Raw genomic sequence first — 21,126 nt, forward strand, 5'->3', positions numbered from 1 at the left:
GCGGTAGTCGTTCAGCCTTTGCCGTCGAGAATCCGTCTGGCCAGTGCCTGGCCGTTCTCGAGGCAGTCACCCACGGCGATGCCCTCGCGCCAGTTGCCGATCAGCGACAGGCCGGGGTGGTTCTCGAGTGCCTGATCGAGCCGCTCGATCCGGGCCAGATGGCCCAGCTCGTACTGTGGGATCGCGCGCGGCCAGCGACTGACGCGCTGCCAGACCGGCTCTCCCTCGATGCCAAGCAAGTCGCCCAGGTCCTTGCCGACCTGGCGGGCCAAATCGGCATCGCTCATCTCCAATGCGTCGGGGTCCTGTCGCCCGCCGATAAAGGCGGTGATCAGCTTGTGGCCGTGCGGTGCCCGGTTGGGAAACAGCGTCGAGGAGAACAGCGCGCCCAGCGTCCGTCGGCGTTCGCGTCGGGGAATCAGCACGCCGAAGCCGTCGAGCGGGTGGGCCAGCACGCCGGGTGGGAAACCCAGGGCGACCGCGGCGACCGGCGGGTAGACGATCTCGTCGAGTGGTTCGGCCAGCAGCGGGTCCAGCGGGCGCAGCAGTGAGGCGCTCACGTGTGCCGGCGTGGCCAGCACGAGTCGCTTGGCCTGCCAGGTCGTGCCGTCCTGATCGGTTACTTGCCAGCCGCCATCGCTCGACTGAACGGCTTGTGCGCATCGGCCACAGGCGATCGCGCCACCGCTCGACGCATCGATCTCGGCGGCAAGCCGGTCGGTGAGTGTCTGGATGCCGCCTGGGAAGCTGATCAGCTTGCCGCGCCATTCGGATGGCATGGGCTCGTTGCCCTCGCGGCGCTCCTGTTTCGCCCGTTTCATGGCGGCGAGTCCGCCGCGGATCAGCGAGCCGTGCTCACGTTCCATGGCGGCGAGTTTCGGCATGGCGGCCTGGACGGACAACCGGGCCGGGTCCCCGGCATAGACGCCGGAGACGAACGGGTCGACCAGATAGTCGAGAATGTTCCGGCCGAGGCGTCGCTCGACGAATTGGGCCAGGGTCTCCTCGCCCGCTCCCCGGCCCACCCACGGCTCGCGCAGGATGCGGCCGATGCTGCGCGGCCCGAGCAGCGGGTTGAAAGGGGCATTGAGCGGATGGGTGGGCAGGGCCAGCACCCGCTTGCCCTTGGCGATATAGCGCTTCTTGCCCGCCTCGCCGGCGAAGATCGCCTCGTCGGTCAGATCCAGTTCCCTGAGCAACCGATAGAGCGGTGGTTTGACCATCAGGGTGTTCGGGCCGATCTCGATCTGCCATTCCCCGTCGCGGCGGCTCTGGATATTGCCGCCGGGCGTGTCACCCGCCTCGAGCACGGTGACCCGCTGTCCGCCCCGCGCCAGCGCCCAGCCGGCAGCGAGCCCGCTGGCGCCCGCACCGATGATCAGGGTGTCGATCGATTGCGTCTTGGCGAGGGCGTCGTGGTCGCTTGCTGTCATGGCGTCTCGTCGTGGCCGGGCAAGTGCGCGTGCTTGCCGTGCTCTGGGTTGCTATGTCTGTACGGGGCTCGAGTGTACTCTACCGGTTCGATCAAATTCGGCAGATGCACTGTCAGGGACGTTATGGACGAATCGCACGCCGTTGGCGGCAGCAATAGACCCGAGGGCCTGCCTCGGGCCGTGGTATTGGGCGGAACCGGTTTCGTGGGCCGGCACCTGGTCCGCGCGCTCTCCCAGCGGGGCTGGGAAGTGGTGGTGCCAAGCCGTCACGCCGCACGTCACCGGGACATGGGGCTGTGGCCGAGCGTGGTGCTGGTCGACATGAATCCCCCCGCCCGGTCGGATCTGGCGACCCATCGCGGCTCCCCCGAACTGGCGGAACTGCTCGAGGGCACGGACTTGCTGGTCAACCTGGTCGGCATCCTCAACGAGCGCCGGCACAACGGCAAGGGCTTTGAGCGGGTGCACATCAAGCTGACCAAGGCCGCCCTGCGTGCCGCTGCCGCTGCGGGCGTGCCGCGTTATCTGCACATGAGCGCGCTGGGGGCAGACGAGGACGAAGGTGTCAGTCACTACCAGCGCAGCAAGGGCAAGGCCGAGAACTGGGTGCACCGTTTCGGTCGTAAGCACGACATTGCCGTGACCAGTTTCCGGCCGTCGGTGATCTTCGGTCCGGGCGACTCCTTCCTCAACCGCTTTGCCGACCTGGCCAAGTTGATGCCGGGCGTTTTTCCGCTGGCCTGCGCGGGCGCACGCTTCTCGCCCGTCTACGTGGGCGACGTGGTGCGTCGCTATGTCGAGTCGATCGATGATCCCCAGGCCGATGGCGCGCGTTATGACCTCTGCGGTCCGCATGACTACTCGCTGGGCGAGTTGGTGCGTTACGCCGCGTCGACCAGTGGTCATCCGCGCTGGGTGGTCGGCCTGCCGATGTGGCTGTCGCGCATTCAGGCACGCGTGATGGAGTGGCTGCCAGGCAAGCCGTTCAGTCGCGACAATCTCGATTCCTTGCAGCGGGACAATACCTGCTCGCCGGAGTGTCCCCGCGAGCCCACTCGGCTCGAGGACGTTGCCCCGGGGTATCTCGCCCCGGGGAATGGTGGCCCCGGCAAGAGCGCGCGCCACCGCGGCTGAGCCAATGGTAGGATAGCCACGACCACGCCCCGGTTTTCGGGGCGTTTTACCGTTTGAACCCTGATCGAGGTCCACCTGTGGAATCGGAAAAACCCACCCCCGCCCCGCGTCGCTCGAGTAACGCCGAGCATTACTTCGAGCACTTCCTGTTCGGCGCCCGTTGGATCCTGGCCCCCGTCTACCTGGGGCTGGTCGGCGCGATGCTGATCCTGCTGGTGAAGTTCGGCTCCGAGCTCTGGCATCTGCTCAGCCACGCCTTTTCCCTGAGCGAGTCCGAGATCATTATCGGCGTGCTGACGCTGGTGGACGTGGCGTTGATCATGAACCTGCTCATCATCATCATCTTCTCGGGCTACGAGAACTTCGTCTCGAAGATGGATGACCTGCATAGCCACCATGACCGCCCCGAGTGGATGGGGCATATCAGCTTTACCGATCTCAAGATCAAGGTAATCGGCTCGATCGTCGCCATCTCGGGGATCGAATTGCTCAAGTCCTTCATGAATGTCGAGAATCTGAGCGACCGAGAGATGGCCTGGATGGTGGGTATCCACCTGACCTTTGTCGTCTCCGGCGTGCTCTACGCTGTGATGGATCGCTTGCAGGGCAAGGGTCACTGACGATCCGACGCATGAAAAACCCTGCCGCTGGCGGGGTTTGTCGTTTCAGGTGAGGGCAGGCCGCGCTCTGCCGCTGATGCCCCTCACTCCCCGATGTCCTCGTTCCAGAGGCTCGGATGCGTCTCGATGAACCGCTGCATCAGCTCGATGCAGCGCTGATCGTTCACCACCGTTACCTCCACGCCGTGCTCGCGTAACCAGGCCTCCTCGCCGAGAAATGACCGGTTCTCGCCGATCACCACGCGCGGTATCCCGTAGAGCCGGATCGCGCCCGAGCACATCGGGCAGGGCGACAGCGTGGTGTACAGAGTGCACTCCCGGTAGAAGGCCGCCGACCGGCGACCGGCCCGTTCCAGGGCATCCATCTCGCCGTGCCGAATCACACTGCCGTCCTGGATACGGCGGTTGTGGCCCCGCCCGACGATCTCGCCGTCGTGCACCAGCACCGCGCCGATGGGGATGCCGCCCTCGTCACGGCCCGTCCGGGCCTCTTCGAGGGCCGCATCGAGAAAGGGGTCGTGGTTCATGGTGAGCGCCTCCGCTGGACGTTGGTATTTTCACGATACAAAAAAAACCCCGCCAATGGCGGGGTTTCCGGGAAGCGGTGTCCCGCCCGACGGGCCGGAGCGACCGGTCTTACATCATGCCGGGCATACCACCCATGCCGCTCATGTCGGCCGGCGGGGTGCCACCGTCGTCCTTGCTCGGGAGCTCGGCGATCATGCACTCGGTGGTGATCATCAGACCGGCGACCGATGCAGCGTTCTGCAGCGCGGTACGGGTGACCTTGGTCGGGTCCAGGATGCCCATCTCGACCATGTCGCCGTACTCGCCGTTGGCGGCGTTGTAACCGTGGTTACCCTTGCCCTGGCGTACGCCCTGGACAACGACCGACGGCTCGCCACCGGAGTTGGAGACGATGAAGCGCAGCGGGTCTTCCATGGCGCGCAGGGCGATGGAGATACCGGTCTGCTGGTCGACGTTGTCGCCCTTGAGCTCGCCGAGGCTGGAAAGCGCGCGGATCAGCGCGACGCCGCCACCCGGGACGATGCCTTCCTCGACGGCGGCACGGGTCGCGTGCAGCGCGTCGTCGACACGGTCCTTCTTCTCCTTCATCTCGACTTCGGTCGCAGCACCGACCTTGATCACGGCAACGCCGCCGGCCAGTTTCGCGATCCGCTCCTGGAGCTTCTCCTTGTCGTACTCGGAGGAGGTGTTCTCGATCTGGGTGCGGATCTGCTCGACGCGGGTGTCGATGTCGTCCTTGGTGCCAGAGCCGTTGATGATCGTGGTGTTCTCTTTGGTGACCACGACGCGCTTGGCGGTACCCATGTCGTCGAGGGTGACCTTGTCGAGGGTCAGGCCGACCTCGTCGGAAATCACCTGGCCGCCGGTAACGATGGCCAGATCCTGCAGCATGGCCTTGCGACGATCGCCGAAGCCCGGTGCCTTGACGGCCGCGACCTTGACGATGCCGCGCATGGCGTTGATGACCAGCGTGGCCAGTGCCTCGCCCTCGATGTCCTCGGAGACGATCAGCAGCGGCTTGTTCGCCTGGGAGGCCGCTTCCAGTGCCGGCAGGAGATCACGGATGTTCGAGATCTTCTTGTCGTGCAGGAGGATGTACGGGTCCTCGAGCTCGACGCTCATCTGCTTCTGGTTGTTGACGAAGTAGGGCGACAGGTAGCCGCGGTCGAACTGCATGCCTTCGACCACTTCCAGCTCGTCCTCGAAGCCCGAGCCTTCCTCGACGGTGATGACGCCGTCCTTGCCCACGCGCTCCATGGCCTCGGCGATGATCTCGCCGACCTTCTTGTCGGAGTTCGCGGAGATGGTGGCAACCTGGGCGATCGCCTTGTTGTCGGTGCAGGGCTTGGAGAGGTTCTTGAGCTCGCCAACGGCTGCCTCGACGGCACGGTCGATGCCGCGCTTGAGGTCCATCGGGTTCATGCCGGCCGCGACAGCCTTGACGCCTTCGCGCACGATGGCGGCGGCCAGAACGGTTGCGGTGGTGGTGCCGTCACCGGCGACGTCGGCGGTCTGGGAAGAGACTTCCTTGACCATCTGCGCGCCCATGTTCTCGAACTTGTCCTCCAGCTCGATCTCGCGGGCGACGGAAACGCCGTCCTTGGTCACGGCCGGGGCGCCGAAGCTCTTTTCGATAACGACGTTACGGCCCTTCGGGCCCAGGGTTACCTTGACCGCGTCGGCAAGCAGGTTGACGCCACGCAGCATGCGGTCGCGGGCGCTGGTAGAAAAGCGGATTTCTTTGGCAGACATAGTCAATATGCTCCTTGATTGATTCGATTCCGGGGGAAAGCGTTAGCTCTTTCCGCGGGCAATTCAGTCTTCGATGACGGCGAGGATGTCGTCTTCGCCCATCATCAGCAGCTCATCGCCTTCGACCTTCACCTTGGCGCCGGCGTACTGGCTGAACAGGACCTTGTCGCCAACCTTCACGCCCATGGCACGGACCTCACCCTTGTCGTTCGACTTGCCCGGGCCGGCGGCGATGATTTCGCCACGGTTCGGCTTCTCGGCAGCCGAGTCCGGCAGAACGATGCCAGAGGCGGTCTTGCGTTCTTCTTCTTCGCGCTTTACCAGCACACGATCATGCAAAGGACGGATTTTCATGCGGTTACTCCATGCGTTGACATAGAAAAAGGATTTTCGACGGTGTTTGTTCGCGTCGGGACGGGGAAACTCGGCGGAGCCGCCGTTGTTAGCACTCACCCGACTCGAGTGCCAATAGTAGGAACGGCCCCGGCGATTTCAAGAGGTGGGGAAGAAAAAAGTTCGCGGTCCGCCCACCGCGAGACGAGCGGGTTGGCGGCGTGCCTCGGTGGGATCACGTGAATCGGTATAATGCCGGCCAACCTAGCAGGCGCATCGATACGGCCTGCGACATGCGAATCCAGCCAGGAGAGAACACATGGGCTTCGACAAGATCACCATCCCCGAAGGCGACAAGATCACCGTCACCGCCGACGGCACACTGACCGTGCCGGATCGGCCGATCATCCCCTTTATCGAGGGTGACGGCATCGGCATCGATGTCACGCCGGTGATGAAAAAGGTCATCGACGCGGCCGTCGAGAAGGCCTACGGCGGCAAGCGCCAGATCGCCTGGATGGAGGTCTACGCCGGCGAGAAGTCGACCGAAGTCTACCCCGACGGCAGCGGCTTGCCCGCCGAGACCATGGAGGCGATCCGCGACTACGTCGTCTCCATCAAGGGCCCGCTGACCACGCCGGTCGGCGGCGGCTTTCGTTCGCTGAACGTCGCGCTGCGCCAGAAGCTCGACCTCTACGTCTGCCTGCGTCCGGTGCGCTACTTCACCGGCACCCCGAGCCCGGTCAAGCATCCGGAGAAGACCGACATGGTCATCTTCCGCGAGAACTCCGAGGACATCTACGCCGGCATCGAGTGGGCCGCGGGCACGCCGGAAGTGAAGAAGGTGATCGACTTCCTGACCCAGGAGATGAACGTCGAGAACATCCGCTTCCCGGAGAGCTCGGGCATCGGCATCAAGCCGGTCTCCGAGGACGGCACCAAGCGCCTGGTGCGCCGCGCGATCGAGTACGCGATCGCCAACGACCGCGAGTCGGTCACCCTGGTGCACAAGGGCAACATCATGAAATTCACCGAAGGGGCCTTCAAGAACTGGGGCTACGAGCTGGCGAAGGAAGAGTTCGGCGCCGAGCTGCTCGACGGTGGGCCGTGGATGAAGCTCAAGAACCCCAACACCGGCCGGGAGATCGTCATCAAGGACTCGATCGCCGATGCCTTCCTGCAGCAGATCTTGCTGGTGCCGGAGGAATACGACGTGGTCGCCACCCTGAACCTCAACGGTGACTACGTCTCGGATGCACTGGCCGCGCAGGTTGGTGGCATCGGCATTGCCCCGGGCGCGAACCTCTCCGACACCGTCGCCATGTTCGAGGCCACCCACGGCACCGCCCCGGATATCGCCGGCAAGGATCTCGCCAACCCGTCGTCGGTCATCCTGTCGGCCGAGATGATGCTGCGCCACCTCGGCTGGACCGAGGCCGCCGATGCCGTCATCAGGGCGATGGAAGGCGCGATCGCCAGCGGCAACGTCACCGGCGATCTCGCCCGCCTGATGGACAAGCCCAACCAGGTCGGCTGCAAGGCCTTTGGTGACGAGCTGATCCGCCAGATGGGCTGATCCGCTTCGCGGCATCTCGCCGCCAAGTGAAAAACGAGCAGGCGCGTCCGGGTATTTCCGGGCGCGCCTGCTACGCTTCTGAGGCAGGAAAATTGCCTGCGTCGTTCCCCAGGAGGCGCGCCATGGAACCCCTCATCGACGCCAGTGCCGTCTGTCCTTACTGCGGCGAGCCGGTCGACTTCTCGATCGACACCAGCGCCGGCGAGCAGACCTTCGTCGAGGACTGCAGCGTCTGCTGTCAGCCGATCGTGGTGACCATCAAGTGGACCGCCGAAGGCCCGACCCTGGAACTGCATCAGGAGAATGAATGAGGCGCCTGTCGATCTGGAGGGTGGTTCGGCGCGCGTGTTACCATCCCCGCCGCCTTCCGACTGCCCATGTAGCTCAGCTGGATAGAGCAACCGCCTCCTAAGCGGTAGGTCGCAGGTTCGAATCCTGCCTTGGGCGCCAGATTTATCTTGCACTCTCCGAATCGCGACTCCCTATGCGCGCACGTAGACTGTCCCTAATCCATCAGCGCATAGGGACGGCGGCGATGTACGACAACGTCATTTCATATTTCGAGATGTGCACGCGTGAGCGCATGAGCCTGCAGCGTGGCATGAACTTTCGGATTCGAGGGCGGCATTCGGTTGTTCTGATGTCTGTCCGGGCAAACGCGCCCTACCAAGATCGGCTGGAAGAGGGCGGTTCGGTCCTTATCTACGAAGGCCATGACGCGCCCGCGTCTGCGGGATCCGTGTATCCCAAACTACTGGATCAGCCGGAAAGGCTCCCGTCGGGGCGACTGACGGAGAATGGAAAGTTTCACCAGGCTGCTCAGGAGTACAAGAACGGCGTGAAGCCGCCGGATATGGTTCGCGTTTACGAGAAGATCAAGAAGGGGATTTGGTCGGATAACGGCTATTTCCAATTGGTTGATTCTTGGAAAGAGCATGACGGGCATCGGCAGGTCTTTAAGTTCAAATTGTTGGCCGTTGAGACAGAACTCGAGGATCTGGATGCCGAACTGCCGCCACAACACTCTGATCAACAGCCACGTCGGCGTGTGATTCCAAGTGCGGTGAAGCTGGAGGTCTGGAAGCGTGACGGCGGTAAGTGTGTGGAGTGTGGCGCGACCGACGAGCTTCACTTCGATCACATCGTCCCGTACTCCAAAGGGGGTACGTCTTTGAAGGCGGAGAATGTGCAGTTGCTATGTGCTCGCCATAATTTGGCGAAGAGCACCAAAATTCAGTAAGCGTCTCCCCGCCATCTAAACAGCCGCCGGAACGGTCCGGCGGCGATCGTTTCTTGTTCCCGATGGTTATCTCCCCTGGCCCGCGCGTCGGGGGCACCCTGTTCAAAGTGGGAGCGATAAGGGAACAAAACCCACTGCCCGAAATCGAAATGACGCGGTCGCTTGAGTGGCCTGGTCTGGTCACTGCCCGTGGCGCCATTTTCGTTGGGACTTTCGCAACAATATGATGGATGAAAAGCCGACGTTCGTGAGAGGTGGGCGCCCGGGCTGGTTTGAGTGGGAGTGCCACAACCCGAACACGGTACCGGTCGAACTTGCACTGTGCTGTCCGGCGACCGGGGCCACATTCCGGCTTCAGACCCGTCCGGGGCGAAGTACTCGCCGGTTCGTGCCGGGTGGGGCGCTTGGTCACGACTCTCGGTTGACGGTTCTGACGTCCGGTGACCGGGGCGATACGCAAAACGCCTTCCGTCGGGTGAGTCGTTTCGCTGCCTGGTTGGGGCTTTGGTCGCGTCTGCGCCAGCTTGACCGGGATTTCCGCGGGCTTTCGCGGCGTGCTTGCCTGCGGGTGTGGCTTTCCTGGCTGGTTTCCCGGCAGGCGCGCGAGTTGGCGCTGCGTCGTTACGAACGCACCTGCTTTTCCTGGCCCATCGAGGCGGAATATTCCTCGTGGCTTCGACACGAGTCCGAACGCGTTGCCTCCGATCTGGTGACGATCGGAGGCGGGCGAGGGCAAGTGCCCGCGGTTCGGTTCTCTCTCCTGATGCCAGTGTCTGCCGCAGACCCGGCGCTTCTGCGCGAGGTGCTGGATTCGTTGCGGGCGCAATCGTTTGCGCATTGGGACCTTTGTATCTCGCTCCACTCCGGTGCCGACGAAGACGTTCGTCAGGTGTTGGCCGAGGCGAGCGGACAGGATGCGCGAGTGTCACTCTTGTCATGGGCGGGAGAGGAAGCGCTCTCCACGACGCTAAACCGCGGCCTGTCACGAGGCGTCGGCGACTACGTGGCCGTGCTGGGGCGCGAGGATCGGTTGGCACCGGAAGCATTGATGACCGTGGCCCAGGTTTTACGCGCCGCGCCGGGGTTGCAGTTGCTGTATTCCGACGAAGACAAGCTGTCGGCTGGCGGTGAGCGCTTCGACCCGCATTTCAAGCCGGACTGGAATCCGGATCTCGCGCTGGCCTACGACTACGTCTCGCGCCTGTGTGTGTATCGACGCGATCGCCTGCTTGCCTTGGGCGGGTTCCGCGAAGGATTCGCGGATGCCCCGGGTGATGCCCTGGAAGATGCCGGGGAACATGACCTGCTCCTGCGTTTCACGCGCGGTCTGGCGCCTGAGCGGATCCATCATGTTCCTCGGGTGTTGTATCACCGAAGAACGCGGGGTGATGCCGCCGGCGTGTCGACGAACGGCGAGGGCAATGCCGCTGAGGCTGGCCTGCGTGCCGTGACGGATCATCTTGCCGAGGTAGCGCCGGATGCGTCGGTGGAGCCGGCGGACGTACCGCATGCCTGCCGGGTGCGCTGGCCGCTTCCTGATCCGCCACCGCTGGTCAGCCTGGTCATCCCGACGCGGGACGGGGTGGAGATTCTGCGACCCTGCGTTGACGCGATTCTTGAGCGCACCGATTACCCTAACCTGGAAGTGCTGGTCGTCGACAACGAGTCACGCTGCCCGGAGACGCTCGCCTATCTCCACGACTTGAAGAAAGACGCGCGGGTGCGGGTGCTGGAATGGCGCCGTCTCTTCAACTTTTCGGCCATCAATAACCATGCCGTCGCGCAGGCCCGGGGCGACCTCATTGGGCTGGTCAACAACGACGTCGAGCCGATCAACGGTGACTGGCTCGACGAAATGGTCCGGCAGGCCTGTCGCCCGGCGATCGGTTGCGTCGGCGCGAAGCTGTATTACCCGAACGGGCGGATTCAGCATGCCGGCGTGATCCTCGGTATCGGCGGGATGGCCGGTCACGGCCACAAGCATTTCCCAGGCGAGCACCCCGGTTACTTCTCGCGGCTGAAGCTCGTGCACAACGTCTCGGCGGTCACCGCCGCGTGCCTGCTGGTGCGTCGATCGGTTTACGACCAGGTGGGAGGGCTGGACGAAGAAAACCTGCCCGTGGCCTACAACGACGTGGACTTCTCGCTCAAGGTCCGCGAGGCGGGTTATCGCAACCTGTGGACTCCCTACGCGGAGGCCTACCACCACGAGTCCGTTTCCCGCGGCGGTCGCGACACACTGGAAAAACGCCGCCGCTTCAAAGGGGAAATCACCTATATGCGAACGCGTTGGGGCAAGGCACTCGACAACGATCCGGCCTACAACCCGAATCTGACTTTGGCGCACGAGGATTTTTCTCTGCGTTGAGCGGACTAACCGGCTGCGGCGATGGCCGCCCTCGTCCCCGCAAGGGTCGGGACGAGAATGGTTTTTCTGGACTGTACGGGGGTGGCCGCGTCGGCGGCGATTCACATTGATGGTGTTGCATGAGATCTGACCAGCCGCGTTTCGCTACCGGTCGCCAGCGGGCGATCGTGGTCGAGGAGCGGCGGAACCCGTCAACCGACTTCTTCGTCCACCCCCATGTGACCGCCATCAGCGGGCACGCCCCTGACCTGGTGCGGCTGGACTCCCCGCCCGCTCAAGCCCCACCGCGTGACGTGTGGCTGGTGTTCACCCGCTATGTCACCGATGCCTGGCGCCAGTGGGTGGCGCGGTACCGAAACCGCATTGCCGGTGTGAGCTTTTTCATGGATGACGATCTGTTTGACCCGGCGTCCTGGGCGGGGTTGCCGTGGAGCTACCGCTGGAAGCTTTATCGGCTTGCAGGACGTCATCAGGCATGGCTTCAGCGTATCGGGGCGGAACTGCTGGTCTCGACGCCGTACCTGGCCGAGAAGTATGCGGCCTGGTCGCCGATCGTGTTGCCCCCGATGTCACCGTATCCGGACCGGGCAGGATTCGATCCCGACGCAACCCGTGTTTTCTACCATGGCTCGGCATCGCACCTGGCAGAACATCGCTGGCTTCGCCCGGTGATGGGCGCGGTGCTTGAACAGGTGCCGGCGGCGACATTCGAGGTGATCGGTGATCGGCGCGCGGCACGTGCCTACGCGGGATTGCCGCGTGTGTCGGTGGTCTCGCCGATGGGCTGGGAAGCGTACCGCGCGTTCGTGACCCGTCCGGGCCGCGCGGTCGGGGTCGCCCCCCTGCTGCCGTCACGGTTCAATGCGGCCCGCTCGCCGACGAAGCTGCTGGACATCACCGCGGCAGGGGCGGTTGGGGTATACGCCAACGATCCGGTTTATCGGGACAGCGTTGCCGACGGCGTTAACGGCCGACTTTGTCCCATGGAGCCGGAGGCCTGGGTAGAGGCGATCGTTTCCTTGCTTGAACAACCCGACGCCCGCCGTGCGGTCTGGGAGGCGGCTCGCTCATGACCTGTGTCGGGCACTTTTCCGCCGGCATGGCGCGCATTGCCACCTTGCCGGTCTTTCTCGAGGCGGAGCTTGTGCGCATCCGCCCCTGGCGATCAACGTCTCCCGAGGTGATGGCCGGCTGGGGGCGCAAGCCCAGCTGGGAGAAGGCGCGTCGCTATGCGGCGCACCACCGGGTGCCCTTGTGGACGCTCGAAGACGGTTTCTTTCGCTCGCTCGGGCTGGGGGTGGCGGGATCGCCCGCGCACAGCCTGATCGTCGACCCGGTGGGCATCTATTTCGATGCCACGGCGCCGAGCCGGCTCGAGCAGATGATCCTCGCGGACGATCTCGATGCCGAGACCCGGCAACGGGCGCAGCATTTGATGCAACAGGTGGTCGACTGGCGCCTGTCTAAGTACAACACCGCGCCGGATAGCCCGTTGCCACCGAGTAATGGCCGCCCCCGGGTGCTGGTGATCGACCAGACGTTCAACGATGCCTCCGTGCGGTACGGGCTGGCCAATGCCGAAACCTTCCGGCGGATGCTGGACGAGTCCATCGCGGACAATCCGGGCGCGGAGATTCTCGTCAAGATTCACCCGGACGTGCTGGCCGGCAAGAAGCAGGGGTATCTGCTCGAGGCGGCGCGCGCGGCCGGGTGCACGCTCCTTGCCGAGCCGCGTTCTCCCTGGGCGGTGCTTGATGCCGTGGATGCCGTCTACACGGTCACGAGCCAGATGGGGTTCGAGGCGTTGCTGGCGGGCAAGACGGTGCATTGTTTCGGTATGCCGTTCTACGCCGGCTGGGGCCTGACTCGCGACCGCCAATCCAGCCCCCGACGCGGGGTGAGTCGGGACCTCGTGGCCCTGTTTGCCCATGCGGTGCTGCGCTATCCCCGCTATATCAATCCGTACACCCGGCAGCCTTGCTCACCCGAGGAAGCACTGGGGCGCATCGCCGAGCAGTACCGGCAGCAGGAGGTCAGCCGGGGGCGGTGGCAGAGCGTTGGCCTGTCGCGACGCAAGCGGCGATTCGTCTCCGACTTTCTCGGCGCGGCGGCCGACGTGTCCCATGTCTCGGCCGGGACGTTGCCATCCTCGATGGACGACGACGCGCGGGTGGTCGGATGGGCCGCATCAATGCCGCTGGAGTTGCCGGAGCGGGAAGCGCAGGCGGGCAGGGGGTTGTGGCGCGTGGAGGACGGGTTTCTTCGGTCGGTGGGGCTGGGGGTGGACCTGGTCGAGCCGCTGTCGTTGGTGCTCGACTCGCGCGGCATCTACTTCGACCCGACGGCGCCCAGCGATCTCGAGGTGCTGCTGGCCGAGACCCGGTTCGACGAGTCCATGCGTGTTCGGGCGCGCGCCTTGCGCGAACGGCTGGTGGCGCTGCGACTGACCAAGTACAACGTCGGGCACGCCTGTGACCTGAACGCGCCGCCCGGGCGCAAGGTGATCCTGGTGCCGGGGCAGGTCGAGACGGATGCCTCGATCCGGTGTGGGGCCGGAGCCGTACGCACGAACCGCCAACTGCTCGAGGCGGTTCGTGCGGCTAACCCCTCGGCCTGGATTGTCTACAAGCCGCATCCGGACGTGATATCCGGCGCGCGAGTGGGCGAGGTGTCGAGCGATGACGGGCTGGTCGATCAGGAGTTGATCGATGCGGACATGCCAAGCCTGCTCGATCAGGTCGATGAGGTGCATACCATCACGTCCCTGGCCGGCTTCGAGGCCATCCTTCGCGGGGTGGCCGTGACCACGTACGGCATGCCGTTCTACGCTGGCTGGGGGTTGACGACCGACCGGCTTGATGCCCCGCGACGCGGCCGGTCGTTGTCGCTGGATGAGCTGGTCGCCGGCACCCTGATTCTCTACCCGCGTTACCGCGATCCCTCGAGCGGCGAGCTGGTCGATGTCGAGACGGCAGTCTCGCTCCTGGAGGCCTGGAAAAAGGCGCAGCCGGCCCAGGCCCTGTCGTTGTTCCAGCGGTTCTATCGCCTGGTGCGCCGCCGCCGTTGAAGGCGGATTGTTATCCTCGAAGGCGTTACATACACTCCCGGATCACCTCCTGATCCAATCAACGGATGCGCCCGGGAAGTGGTCTTTAAAACAATCGCTTGAGGTTTTCATGGCGAGAAAACGTTTTTCGCCGGACGCGGTGAATCGCCGTCGTCGTGAGGCGGTCAAACTGCGACTCGATGGCCTGACGGTGGCGCAGGCGGCCAAGCGGGCCGGGGTGAGTGCGCCGACCGTGACGGCTGCCTTTGCCGCCTTCAAGCGCGGCGGCTGGCCGGCCGTGGATGTGGGGCCCCGTGGGCGGCCACGAAAGGCGGAGAGTCAGCCGACCGAGAACGTGGGTACGGTTCTGCGTGACCTGCTCGTTGAGGAGCCGGGACGGTGCTGGGACGCGGAACAACTGGCCGAGGCGGCCGAGCAACGGACCGGCACCCGGCCCGATGCTCGTGCAATCCGCCGACAGTTGAGCGACTGGGGGCTGGTGCCGCGCCGCCGCTCGATGCCGCGCGGCAAGACCGGTCCGATCGGCAAGAGCCTCGAGTGGGCGCGTGTCCATGACGCTACCGTCATGGTGGGGGCCGTGCGGAATGTGCCAGCCGAGGCGCCATTGGCGGGCGGTTATCAGTTGACCGTCCAGGATGCACGGGGGCGACTGTTGTTTGCCTTGTACACCCAGCCGGTCCGCGCACATGAGTATGTTTCTTTCTGGCAGGCGGCTGCCGAGAAGATTGGCGGCCCCCTGGCGATCGTCACCCGGGGCATCGCGGTGCAGACGCCAGCGTTGCAACAGGCGCTGCGGCCGTATCGTCACCGCCTCAGGGTGGTGGGGCGTGCCCGCAGCTCCCGGCCGGTGGCTCGACAGGAGCATCAACCAACACCGAATAAGAACAGGCGCGAGAGCCGGACGGTGACCACGCTGACACACCTGCAACGGCTCGAGGCCGAGAGCATTCACATCATGCGCGAGGTGGTGGCCGAGACCGAGAACCCGGTCATGCTGTACTCGATCGGCAAGGACTCGGCGGTGATGCTGCACCTGGCACGCAAGGCATTTGCGCCGGGCCCGCCGCCATTTCCGCTGATGCACATCGACACCCGCTGGAAATTCCGGGCGATGTACGAATTCCGGGACCGGATGGCCGAGGAAGTCGGCATGGACCTGCTGGTCCACGTCAACCCGGAAGGCGTGGAGAAGGACGTCAATCCGTTCACCCACGGCTCGGCGATTCACACCGAGATCATGAAAACCGAGGGCCTCAAGCAGGCGCTCGACAAGTACGGCTTCGACGCCGCCTTCGGCGGGGCGCGCCGCGACGAGGAGAAGTCTCGCGCCAAGGAGCGCGTGTTCTCGTTCCGCACCGCGCAGCACCGCTGGGACCCGAAGGGTCAGCGCCCCGAGCTGTGGAAGCTCTACAACGCCCGCAAGCACAAGGGCGAGTCGATTCGGGTCTTCCCGCTGTCGAACTGGACCGAGCTCGACATCTGGCAGTACATCTACCTCGAGAACATCCCGATCGTGCCGCTGTACTACTCGGCGGAGCGTCCGGTGGTCGAGCGTGACGGCACGCTGATCATGGTTGATGACGACCGCATGCCGCTCAACGAGGGCGAGGTGCCGATGATGAAGAAGGTTCGCTTCCGCACGCTCGGCTGCTACCCGCTGACCGGGGCGATCGAGTCCGAGGCGGACACGCTCACCGACATCATCCAGGAGATGCTCCTGACCAACACCTCCGAGCGCCAGGGCCGCGTGATCGATCACGATTCGGCCGCCTCGATGGAGAAGAAAAAGCAGGAAGGCTACTTCTGAACCATTGGCTCGAAAGCACTTGAAGCGGGAAGAGAAAGGGAGGCTTGGAGCCCCCCTTTTTCATGTTGCCTGGGTTATCCGCCTAGGGTCATCCGCCCGGCGATTTCGGTGACGTTGTTTCCTGTTTGCGCTGAACTCGCGGCCGGGCCGATAAGGCCCAGTCCGCGAGTTGTGAAAGACACGCGGAATATCAGTCGCGATGGTCACGAATGATCAGGATGAGCATGTGCACGATCACCGCCAGGAACAGGGTGATCAGGGCAAATACCACCGAGTTGTAGGTGCGCTCGGGCTCGACCGGGTACTCCGGCATCAGCGGGCTTTGCAGTACCGAGACCTGCTTGAGCTTGCGAGCGGCCTCGATGCGCGTGTTTTCCAAGGCGGCGATTGCGCTGGAGTAGGTTTCCTGCGCGAACTCGGCCTGAAGTTCGAGTGTCTGGTAATGCGCCGATACCCGGTTGAGTGACTCGCCCGTCGCCTGGGCCAGCCGCTTCTTCTCCAGATCGATCTGCTCGCGCAGGGCATCGATCTCGCTCTTGACCTGCACCATCTCGGCCGATTGCCCGCTCTGATAGCTCGCGATGGCCTTTTGCCGGGCCGCGAGTCGGGAGAGTTCGCCCTCCAGGGACGCGACCACCTGGTTCAACGCCTCGACGGTCTGGGTCGGGGCGACCAGACCCTCCTCGTTCTGGTAAGCCAGCAGGTCGTCGCGAGATTCCATCAGTCGGCTGTGCAGGCGCTTGACCTGTTTCTCCAGGAAGATCACCTGCTCCTCGGCCAGCCGTCGCCCCATCTCGTTCATGTGCGCTTCGCCCGCCTCCAGCAGGAGGTCCGCCAACTCCTTGGCAAAGGCCGGTTCGAATGCCTGGACCTTGATGTTCAACACCCCGGCATAATCGTCCAGCTCGACGCTGACGCGCTTCATGTAGTAGTCGTGGAGGTCCTCGATCGGCGCCTCGGCATTGTGAAGCCGGGCGAACCAATCGCCGTTCTGGCTGTAATGCTCGCGAAACGGCATCTCCTTGCTGATGCGCTTGAGCATGTCGACCGACAGCAGGTGTTCACGCAATAGCAGCAGGTCCTTTTGGCCACTGGTGCCTCCGCTCATCAGCGACGAGAAGGACAGCTCCGGCGGCGCGATCTGTGGGCTTTCCAGGACCACCGTTGCCTTCGAGACATAACGGTCCTCGGCCCAGAGGTGCCAGTAGAGGGTAACGGCCGTAATTGCGACCAAGGCAATCAGCCAATGGGGTTGGATCTTGAGTTTCATGAATGCGGAGGTTCTTGCTGATTGGTGTTAGGGGAATTCGTCGTGTCGTTGCCGCCGCCGGGCGTCGGGTTCGAGTCGAGAAAGGCTTCGAGCTGGTCGATGTGCTGGCGTGTGGTCACCATGGCTGTCTTGCGCGCCGTGATTTCGGGGGCGGGCAGGCGAAGCTGCCGCGCCTTCTTCAGTGCCGTGTGCTGCTGGCGCCATTGCCGGCGATATTCCTTGAGCCACTTGGCTGCCTGGTCCTTGTCACTCGGCGTGAGGTCGGGCGGCGGGGCGTCATCGGTGTCCTTGTCGGCTTTCGACTCACCGCCGGTCGCGTCGTGGTAGATCTTGATCGCGTCGTTGATGTCGTCGAACCAGGTCGCGTGCCCGTTTTCCAGGTAAATGCCGGCATGGCATAGCTCCTTGAGGATGCCTTCCTGGTGCGAAACCATGATGAGACTGGCCTCGCCGATCTTGTCCTTGAAGGCCTTTTTCGCCTTTTCCTTGAACATTCGGTCGCCGACGGCCGTGGCTTCGTCCGAGAGGTAGATGTCGAAGTTGAACGCGAGCGACAGGCCGAAGGCCAGACGTGCTCGCATGCCCGACGAATACGTGTTCATCGGCTCGTCGAAGGCATCACCGATCTCGGCGAACGACTGCACCTTTTCGATCACCTCGCTAACCTTGGCCTCGCCGCCGTGGATGCGTGCCACGAACTTGACGTTTTGCCGACCGGTCATCGACCCCTGAAACCCCCCGGTCAGACCGATGGGCCAGGACACGCGGCTATGTCGAATGACATCGCCTCGTTCCGGCGCATCCATTCCGCCGATCAGGCGCAGCAGCGTCGACTTGCCGGCACCGTTTCGCCCCAGCAGGCCCACGTTGACGCCAGGCGGGATCGTCAGGTTGATGTCGCGCAATACCCAGTCACTGCCGTGATGATTGTGGTAGCGCTTGTACAGGTTTCGGATTTCGATCATTTGGCCTTGAGCCTCAACTCGAAACGAAGGTGCAGCATCAACCCCAGCGCGATCAGCCCCAGCGCCCAGTACCAGAGGTAGGTGATGTCGGTTCCCGGGAGTGGCTCGTAGTACGGGAAGAATCCCACCCGCATGTACTCGATGCCATGCACGATCGGGTTGTACATCAGGTAGACCAGCAGGTCGTGCGGCAGCAGGTGCAACGGCGCGATGACGTTGGAGAGGATCAGCAGCGGCAACGAGACGATGCGCACGAGCTTGCTGATTTCCGGCACCAGCGCGGACAGGGCCGACAGCGTCAGACCGGCGCCGATGCCGAGTGCCCAGAGCGACATCCAGCCTGCCATCGCCATCACGGGACGATCCGGCAGCAGGTCCAGCTGGATCAAGGCCCCCACGGCGATGAACAGCAGAAAGATCACGCTGCGGGTCATGCCCTCGAGATAACAACGCACCAGTACCGTGTCGACCGGTTTGACCTGTCGGTAGGCAAACAGTCCCTGGTTGGCCTCGATCGCGCCGATGGGGCGCTGCATGTTCTCGCGGAACAGGAAGAACCCCAGCAGGCCGGTGATCATCCAGGGCACGAATTCCGCGCCGGCAATCTGCGCGTCGTGTCCGAGTACCACCACCCGTACGGCGATCATGATCGCCACGAAGGCGATGGGCTCGACGATCATCCAGAACCAGGCCAGCCGGTCCGCCATGAGCCGCGCGAGAAATTCGCGGACGAACAGCGCGCTCCAGACCGACCGGGTGACTTCCCAAGGCGGGCGGCCCGGCTGCGGCTGGTCGTGGGTCGTGTCGGAACTAATGGCCATTACAGGTCCAGTGCTACCTTCGCGGCGATCGCGATCTGGTAAAGGATCTGCGTGATGTTGGTCGCCAACTGCAGGTTCTTGGTCGGTACCTTCGGCAGGACGAGAATCTCGTCACCCGGGCGGACGGTCGTTTCCCCGGCCTGGGCCACCTCACCGTTCGCGTGGACCACCAGGATGCGATCGTCATCGGCACGTGAGCTGAAGCCGCCGGCGCTTGCGATGTAATCCTCGATGTCGCGATCCGGACGGAAGACCACCGATTGCGGCATGACGACCTCGCCGCTGATGAGGATCGAGTCGGAGTGCTCCGGCAGGGTCACCACGTCGCCGTCACGAAGGCGCAGGTTGGTTACCTGTCCGTTGTCGGCGACCACGAGTCGACCATTGGGCTCGACGTCGCGGGCTCGCTTGACGAACTCGGTGATCAGCTCGGCTTCCTTGACCCGGATTTCGGCCTCTTCCGGTGTCGAGGACGAGGCGCCGAGATAGGTCGACTCCAGCCGCTGCAGGTTTTCCTCCAGGGCGATTTTCTGACGCTCGGCGACGCTTTCCCGACGAATGGACACATCCTTCGTCGCCGTGAGTTCCGGCGGCACCGCGACGGCGTCGAGCAGCTCGTGCAGCGAGGCATCTCGCGGGAGGACGTACCGGGACGGCCCGAAGAAGCTCCCCTCGAGCTGAACCACGATGTACTCCTCGCGCTGGTCGCTGGAGAAGAGGACGTCATCACCATTCTTGAGTGGCGTACTGGTGAAGTCATCAAGCGCCACATACTGTGAAATCGGCTTGTCACCGCGGAAGCCGCGCAGCAGCACGTGCGAGACATCGGATTTCAGGCGGGCCAGGTCCAGGAGCGTCTTGCCGTTGGAGCCGTCCTCCACGAGTTCGAACGCGTACGGTCGAGCCACGTCACCGGTGACGGCCACGGTCGGTCCTTTCTCGCGCACGATGATGGTGTCGCCGTCCTTGAACTGCGGACGGGGAAGCTCGCCCTCGAGCAGGAAGTCGTACAGATCCGCCGAGGTAATGACCTTGCCGTTGCGGATCACGTCGACCTGGCGATAGCTGCCCATCACCGGGTCGATGCCTTCGGCCTGCGCGATGAAGTACAGAAGCGAGTCCGTCGGCACCCCGGCATACCGGCCCGGGTTGTTGACAAAACCCGTGACGTACAGGGCGACGGGTTGTACACCCTGCAGGTTGGTATAGACCTCGACGTTTTCCGGGTAGACCGAGCGGATGGCGCCGGTGATCCGGCTGTTGAGTTCGCCCGCACTCGCGCCTTGCACCGGCACGGGGCCCACGCCGGCGATGAAGACATTCCCCTGCGAATCGACCGAGAGGACACTCTGCATCTCCACGGCGCCCCAGACGCGTAGGTTGATCTGATCGCCCGGCACGACGCGGTAATCCGGGTTCACCCCGTCGGCGCGGGTGTCGCGGAAGCCGCCCTCGAACAGGTGAGCGCCGAACGGAGGCAGCGATTCCTCGTCAATGCTCGTCTCGCCCTTGCCCGAGGTGCCCCAGGACCCGACTGACCAGTCGGCCCGTGCGCGATCGTCGATTTCTTCGGGGACGGGTTTCGCCTGCTCGTCCTCGCTCAGACCGCTGGTGCCCGACCCCGGCATCTCTTGTGCCGAGGCGGTGGGTAGCCACAAGGTCAGTGCGAGAAGACTGGCCATGAATAGGGGAAAAACGTTTGTGAATCGAAGCATGGTGTATTAGCCGATAAAGTGGTGAAAGCGTATTGGCAGTGATCGCTGGGTTAGCGGGTCACGTTCCGAACCCAGTGCCAGGTGTTTTCGTGTTGGCAGGCAATGCCCACCAAGGAACCGCTGGCCGGTGTGGACACATCGATCCGACGGCATACACGACCGCTGGCGGCATGGTAGGGAGCGCGTGCGGTCAGGGTGGCCGGTGAGCCCCACGGGCTTTGGGAAAACTCGGCCTGCTCGTCCTCTGCTGCCTTGCTCAGGAACGTCGTAATGTCCGCGGGCAGGCGTTTTTCGCCTTCCACGTTGAGGGATGGGGAGTCAAAGTCCTGATCGGTTGGCTGGGTGGCCATGTGCTGGCAGCCAGCAAGCAGGGTCACGGCCAGAAAGCCGACGGTGGCAAAAGCTGATCGCGAAATGAGAGAAGATAAAGTGTTCACGTAACATCCTGATTATGATGGGTTTATGACGATAATCTTCGACCCGGAAGTCGAGCGGTA

Annotated in this window: 18 protein-coding genes, 1 tRNA gene and 1 pseudogene; 11 read left to right on the top strand and 9 right to left on the bottom strand. The window is 63.9% G+C overall.

The genetic code is table 11. From position 1 onward, the window contains the following. Positions 1-11 precede the first annotated feature (11 nt). Positions 12-1,433, bottom strand: a complete 1,422-nt coding sequence (gene hemG / locus D5687_RS05860) for a protoporphyrinogen oxidase (RefSeq protein WP_125198838.1) — start codon at positions 1,431-1,433, stop codon at positions 12-14. A gap of 123 nt (positions 1,434-1,556) precedes the next feature. Here hemG and D5687_RS05865 point away from each other — a divergent pair, with 123 nt between their 5' ends. After that, complete coding sequence (locus D5687_RS05865) at positions 1,557-2,567, top strand: complex I NDUFA9 subunit family protein (RefSeq protein WP_125198839.1); 1,011 nt, start codon at positions 1,557-1,559, stop codon at positions 2,565-2,567. Positions 2,568-2,644: 77 nt separating this feature from the next. Beyond that, positions 2,645-3,187, top strand: coding sequence for a TIGR00645 family protein (locus D5687_RS05870; RefSeq protein ID WP_125198840.1), 543 nt, complete (start codon positions 2,645-2,647; stop codon positions 3,185-3,187). 83 nt (positions 3,188-3,270) lie between these two features. Here D5687_RS05870 and D5687_RS05875 read toward each other — a convergent pair whose 3' ends face one another. The 3 genes from D5687_RS05875 to groES form a co-directional block, all read right to left on the bottom strand. Continuing rightward, entirely contained in the window at positions 3,271-3,714 is a 444-nt protein-coding gene (locus tag D5687_RS05875) for a nucleoside deaminase (RefSeq protein WP_125198841.1), read from the bottom strand. Between the two features lie 109 nt (positions 3,715-3,823). Continuing rightward, positions 3,824-5,467 carry a chaperonin GroEL gene (gene groL / locus D5687_RS05880; protein ID WP_125198842.1) on the bottom strand — a complete coding sequence of 548 codons (1,644 nt, stop codon included), beginning with the start codon at positions 5,465-5,467 and terminating at the stop codon, positions 3,824-3,826. 63 nt (positions 5,468-5,530) lie between these two features. Then, the gene (gene groES, locus D5687_RS05885) at positions 5,531-5,821 is read right to left on the bottom strand and encodes a co-chaperone GroES (protein ID WP_125198860.1); all 291 of its coding nucleotides are present in this window, start codon (positions 5,819-5,821) and stop codon (positions 5,531-5,533) included. Positions 5,822-6,119: 298 nt separating this feature from the next. Here groES and icd point away from each other — a divergent pair, with 298 nt between their 5' ends. From icd to cysD, 9 genes and pseudogenes are all read left to right on the top strand, one after another. Then, positions 6,120-7,376: an NADP-dependent isocitrate dehydrogenase gene (icd, locus tag D5687_RS05890; protein ID WP_125198843.1), complete on the top strand. Its 1,257-nt coding sequence runs from the start codon at positions 6,120-6,122 to the stop codon at positions 7,374-7,376. Between the two features lie 122 nt (positions 7,377-7,498). After that, positions 7,499-7,687: a CPXCG motif-containing cysteine-rich protein gene (locus D5687_RS05895; RefSeq protein ID WP_125198844.1), complete on the top strand. Its 189-nt coding sequence runs from the start codon at positions 7,499-7,501 to the stop codon at positions 7,685-7,687. A 62-nt stretch (positions 7,688-7,749) separates the two neighbouring features. Further along, positions 7,750-7,826: transfer RNA gene (locus D5687_RS05900), tRNA-Arg, on the top strand. Positions 7,827-7,911: 85 nt separating this feature from the next. Beyond that, entirely contained in the window at positions 7,912-8,616 is a 705-nt protein-coding gene (locus D5687_RS05905) for an HNH endonuclease (protein ID WP_125198845.1), read from the top strand. 421 nt (positions 8,617-9,037) lie between these two features. Next, the gene (locus D5687_RS05910) at positions 9,038-10,984 is read left to right on the top strand and encodes a glycosyltransferase (protein WP_158611774.1); all 1,947 of its coding nucleotides are present in this window, start codon (positions 9,038-9,040) and stop codon (positions 10,982-10,984) included. 119 nt (positions 10,985-11,103) lie between these two features. Then, positions 11,104-12,057, top strand: coding sequence for a glycosyltransferase (locus tag D5687_RS05915; RefSeq protein ID WP_125198847.1), 954 nt, complete (start codon positions 11,104-11,106; stop codon positions 12,055-12,057). Continuing rightward, complete coding sequence (locus tag D5687_RS05920; RefSeq protein WP_125198848.1) at positions 12,054-14,051, top strand: capsular polysaccharide biosynthesis protein; 1,998 nt, start codon at positions 12,054-12,056, stop codon at positions 14,049-14,051. Before D5687_RS05915 ends, D5687_RS05920 begins: the two co-directional genes overlap by 4 nt. A gap of 109 nt (positions 14,052-14,160) precedes the next feature. Continuing rightward, positions 14,161-14,316, top strand: a pseudogene (locus D5687_RS11425) (helix-turn-helix domain-containing protein); the annotation flags it as partial. A gap of 300 nt (positions 14,317-14,616) precedes the next feature. Beyond that, positions 14,617-15,858, top strand: coding sequence for a sulfate adenylyltransferase subunit CysD (cysD, locus tag D5687_RS11430; RefSeq protein WP_255410302.1), 1,242 nt, complete (start codon positions 14,617-14,619; stop codon positions 15,856-15,858). Between the two features lie 190 nt (positions 15,859-16,048). Here cysD and D5687_RS05930 read toward each other — a convergent pair whose 3' ends face one another. The 5 genes from D5687_RS05930 to D5687_RS05950 all read right to left on the bottom strand — a co-directional run bounded on the left by D5687_RS05930 (position 16,049) and on the right by D5687_RS05950 (position 21,066). Then, positions 16,049-17,128, bottom strand: a complete 1,080-nt coding sequence (locus D5687_RS05930; RefSeq protein WP_125198849.1) for a chain-length determining protein — start codon at positions 17,126-17,128, stop codon at positions 16,049-16,051. After that, a complete protein-coding gene (locus D5687_RS05935; protein WP_125198850.1) occupies positions 17,125-18,093 on the bottom strand; it encodes an ABC transporter ATP-binding protein in 969 nt (322 codons plus the stop codon). The genes D5687_RS05930 and D5687_RS05935 overlap by 4 nt, the downstream gene beginning before the upstream one ends. Continuing rightward, the gene (locus tag D5687_RS05940; protein WP_125198851.1) at positions 18,090-18,914 is read right to left on the bottom strand and encodes an ABC transporter permease; all 825 of its coding nucleotides are present in this window, start codon (positions 18,912-18,914) and stop codon (positions 18,090-18,092) included. The genes D5687_RS05935 and D5687_RS05940 overlap by 4 nt, the downstream gene beginning before the upstream one ends. Then, a complete protein-coding gene (locus D5687_RS05945) occupies positions 18,914-20,596 on the bottom strand; it encodes a polysaccharide biosynthesis/export family protein (RefSeq protein ID WP_240031432.1) in 1,683 nt (560 codons plus the stop codon). The genes D5687_RS05940 and D5687_RS05945 overlap by 1 nt, the downstream gene beginning before the upstream one ends. An 83-nt stretch (positions 20,597-20,679) precedes the next feature. Continuing rightward, on the bottom strand, positions 20,680-21,066 hold the full coding sequence (locus D5687_RS05950; protein WP_125198852.1) for a DVU3141 family protein: 387 nt from the start codon (positions 21,064-21,066) through the stop codon (positions 20,680-20,682). Between the last annotated feature and the right edge of the window lie 60 nt (positions 21,067-21,126).

Source organism: Guyparkeria sp. SCN-R1 (assembly GCF_003932495.1).
Taxonomy (GTDB): Bacteria; Pseudomonadota; Gammaproteobacteria; order Halothiobacillales; family Halothiobacillaceae; genus Guyparkeria.